The sequence below is a fragment of the Proteiniphilum sp. UBA5384 genome (assembly GCF_002410825.1).
GTDB lineage: Bacteria > Bacteroidota > Bacteroidia > Bacteroidales > Dysgonomonadaceae > Proteiniphilum.
Genome location: NZ_DHOS01000014.1, coordinates 1 through 4,204 on the forward strand (window position 1 = coordinate 1; position 4,204 = coordinate 4,204).

The window sequence follows — 4,204 nt, forward strand, 5'->3', positions numbered from 1 at the left end:
GTGGATTTGAGACTCGATTATTTTGGGAAATTTGATGCCAGTGATGCCGGCAGTATGGGATATAACTGGAGAAAGATTTACTGGTATGAACCGGAAAACAAGGCTTATGGTGTGCATGGCAACTCCGGTTATCTCTTTACCTTTGACCCCCTGAACAAGAAAGTCGAAATTGTTGAACGAATTACATCAGAACCATCAAGAAAAAGCGGGATGTTCGATCAGTTCAGTTACGGTTATCTTGGATTCAAAATTAAAGATGGTGCTATTTACTATCTGACAGGGGCGCCCATTTATAAAGATGGCATAAGGGTTACCGGACTCGATAAGATCAACATGGGTGCTGCTAAAGGGCTGGAATATCTCCACCTGGTAACTTTCAACATACCTGAGAAGAGATACAAAGATCTGGGTCCTATCTTTTACGACGACGGTTCTTTTCCGACCTATGTGAATTCTATTGCGATCGGCAAAAATAATGATATATACACCATCGCACGGTTTGAACATGATGGTAAGGTTATTGCAGACCTAATAAGAATAGATATTAAATGATAGATGGCCATGGCTTCTTAACATATTTCCTATGAAAAAGATAGTTGTTATTACCATTCTTGTCACACTCTGTGGTCTTTTTTTCTCAGGTTGTGGGTCTGCAGGGAAGTTTTCGAAAGATACATTCAAATTCTCCCGTGAAGATAAAATGGTACTCGGTACCTATGATGCTTTACCCAGACTATCAAACGGCAGGGCAGATATCAATAAATTGATGGAGCAATTAAAAGATCTGAATGCAAACACCTACAACTGGTTAATATGGCAAAATGAAAATGACTGGGCTGATCTGCAACTTTTTCTGCCCGTGGCTTTAAAAAACCGGATTGCTGTCTGGGTATCTTTGGTACCACCATCCGAGTCAAAACCAATAGCGAAATGGAGTTCTGAACCTTATGGCCTTGATTATATCAAATGGTCGGAAGAAATTGCTAAATTGAGCCTGCAGTATCCCAATTTGGTAGCATTCAGTATCGATGATTTTGTCCATAACCTCAAGACTTATACTCCTGAGTATGTCGGAAAAATGATGGATAAGATTGACAGAATAAATCCATCGTTTCAGTTTATCCCCTGCTCCTACTACAGGCAAATTACACCCGATTTCGTGAAAAAGTACGCATCCTATTTAGATGGGCTGTTATTTCCCTACAGAGCAGAATCGGAAGGTGGAAACCTAAGGAATGCTGGTTTGGTAGAATATGAAATCGCAAGATTAAGAACGCTCTTCAACGGGGAGATGCCAATTTATATCGATGTCTATCTGACCGCACATTCCCGATTAGGTGCTTCTACACCAACCTATGTGGAAGAGGTAATCCAGCGTGGAAAGGAACATGCGGATGGCGTGCTAATCTATACGCACCCCAATCCTGTGAGTGATGCTGAGAAGTACCAGATAGTGAAGGCTGCATTCTCTAAGAAATAGCTTCCCTGAGAGGTATTTAGCGAAAGACTGGAAAACGGTTCAAATCTGATCAAATAGATTAATAACTTATTCCTCTCCAACCCCGTCTTCAATAGGATTTTGTGGCAGGGTTGGCTTTGGAATAATACATTTATAAATATACATTACTATGCATCTCATTAAAATAGGCACACTGACCGTGGCCTGTCTTTCTTTGGGATAAATGCCTTCAGGGATTTTTATGCACATCCTGAACTATCAGGATTAACCGTTGACGCATAAGGGAAGGATTGGGCGAAAAAGTCCCTATCTGGCTCTATTTCGATGGAAATGGTTATGCTAAATCCGGGAATGTAACGCCTGAAGAATATCTCATGAACGTGAAGTGTCAGATATATACAGCCATCATCCATGTTTCAACAGGTATTCTTTTCTGGAACGATTGGTCTGAAACGCCGGAGGTATTCGACCGGTTAATACCTCTCCTGGTAGAGCTAAAACAGAATCTTGATATAATCAAGTTAGATACGCTCGAAAAAGATATCGATGGAGATAAGCACATTGCAATTAAAGGAAACAACAAAGAGAAATATATTATTGCCTCCAATACCAGTAAGACCGATACCATCACTATTAAGCCTCATAAAGGTATCACTTTGAAGTTGGCTCCACTGGAAACTATTATAACAAGGCTAAAGTGAGAGCATATTTATTTGGCCTCTGTGATAGATGATAAGAACATCCATACAATATAAACAGAACATTTTAAAAAAAAATCATTCAAAAAAATAAGAAACAATGAAATATCAATCGACCATCTTACTTTTCTTGTTAGGAATGGTATTGACTACATTCCCAATGGCTACTGCCTTTTCTTCTCCCCAAGATGAGGGCATCGGAATTGCGGTATTTGATGTAGACGCCACTCCACCCGTTGGCAGTCAGCTGACCTATGACCCCATGATCAATTCGAGCGATCTCCACCTAAGAGCAAAAGGTGTCGTGTTGGTAGGTAACGGTGAACCGATTGTGTTGTGCTCTATCGACTGGATCGGTATCGGCAATGAGTCACAGGATGTCTTCAAGGAAGCATTGGCGGAAGCCGCCGGAACCATTCCAAACAGGGTGGTCATCCATACGATCCACGTGCACGATACCCCTTTCTGCGATTTTACTGCGGAAAAGATATTGAAAGAGAACAATCTCCCTCCAGGTTGTTTTGACGGTACTTTTGCCCGAGAGCTGATCGGAAAGCTGCAGGAGTCAATCACGACATCCCTCAAAGATGTCAAAGAGGTGACAGATATTGGGCTGGGTAGTGCCGATGTCATTAGGGTTGCCTCCAACAGAAGAATCTATAAGGAGAATGGTCGTATTGTAAAGATGCGCGGATCAGCATGCAATGATTCGCTACTTCGTTCTATGCCTGAAGGATTAATTGATCCTGAAGTATCGTTAGTTAGCTTCTGGAACAATGATACACCCCTCGCAGTATTAAGTTTTTATGCCACACATCCGCAGAGCTATTATCTGACAAAGACCGCCAATCCCGATTTTCCGGGTATCGCACGATACTTGCGGCAACTATCTGTGCCGGATGCATTACATGTCCATTTTAACGGTGCAGGAGGGAATATTGCCGCCGGGAAGTACAACGACGGAAGTCATGAAAACCGTTTCATCCTGGCAAAAAGATTGGCAGACGGAATGGAGCGTGCATGGAACAACACCAAAAAATTCGGTGTTCAGTCAGTAGATTTGGGTTGGGATACCGAATATCTTTTTCTTCCCTATCAGGAGAAAGTAAAAGAGATAGAAAAAACCATGTTTCAGATGAATAGTCGTTTGCTTGCGAACAACATGGGACGTTTGGGATGGTACAAAAGAAGAATTGCAGGAAAAGGAATTGAAATCGCCTGCTTACGGATTCATGATGCCCGGATATTGTTTATGCCGGGTGAACTCTTCGTCGAGTATCAGCTGGCCGCCAAAAAGATGGCGCCGGATTGTTTTGTTGCGATGGCAGCTTACGGTGATTATGGCCCGTCTTATATTGGAACAGAAGCAGCTTATCCTGAAGGAGGGTATGAGATTGAATCCAGTCCTGTAACCGCAGAATCGGAAAAGTTGATCCTGACGAAGATTAAGCGGCTTTTAGACCGAAACAAAGCCAACCGACCCCGGGAGTTGTTGACCTACAAAGATCGTAGCGGTCAAATTTTTCCTGTCACAAATAAAAAAGAATGGGAGAAAAAAAGAGAGGAGGTACTAAACAATATGCAACTTGTCATGGGAAAAGTCCCGCCACGGCAGAAGAAAAAATTGCATGTGGTCTATACTGACTCTGCTGTGTATGAAAAATATGTACGTTATAGTATCAACTTTGAGGCAGCACCCTCTGAAAAAGTGTTCGCCTATCTCTACCGGCCAAAAAATAAATCGATGTTATCTCCTGCTATGCTTGCTCTTCACGGAACCGGCATTGAAGGCAAGAAGATAATAGATGGCGTTACCAGTATTAAAAACAGGGCTTACGCCAAGGAGCTTGCAGAAAGAGGATATGTAGTTATTTCACCAGACTATCCGAGTATGGGTGAGCTGGAAAATTACGACTTTGCTAATGACCGCTATGATTCGGGAACAATGAAAGGGATCTTCAACCATATCTCTTGTGTCGATATACTGCAAAGCCTGCCTTACGTTGACAAGAAGAGAATTGGGGTTATAGGCCACTCACTGGGTGGT

At 42.3% G+C, this 4,204-nt stretch carries 4 protein-coding genes; all 4 read left to right on the top strand.

Annotated elements, in window-relative coordinates; all coding sequences use genetic code 11:
- Positions 1–552, top strand: a 552-nt coding sequence (locus B4G81_RS04540; RefSeq protein WP_294080562.1) for a hypothetical protein, incomplete at its 5' end; no start/stop codon positions are given.
- 31 nt (positions 553–583) lie between these two features.
- Entirely contained in the window at positions 584–1,480 is an 897-nt protein-coding gene (locus tag B4G81_RS04545) for a hypothetical protein (RefSeq protein ID WP_294080564.1), read from the top strand.
- A 269-nt stretch (positions 1,481–1,749) separates the two neighbouring features.
- Positions 1,750–2,160, top strand: coding sequence for a hypothetical protein (locus B4G81_RS04550; protein ID WP_294080565.1), 411 nt, complete (start codon positions 1,750–1,752; stop codon positions 2,158–2,160).
- A 97-nt stretch (positions 2,161–2,257) separates the two neighbouring features.
- Positions 2,258–4,204, top strand: a 1,947-nt coding sequence (locus B4G81_RS04555; protein ID WP_294080567.1) for an alpha/beta hydrolase, incomplete at its 3' end; no start/stop codon positions are given.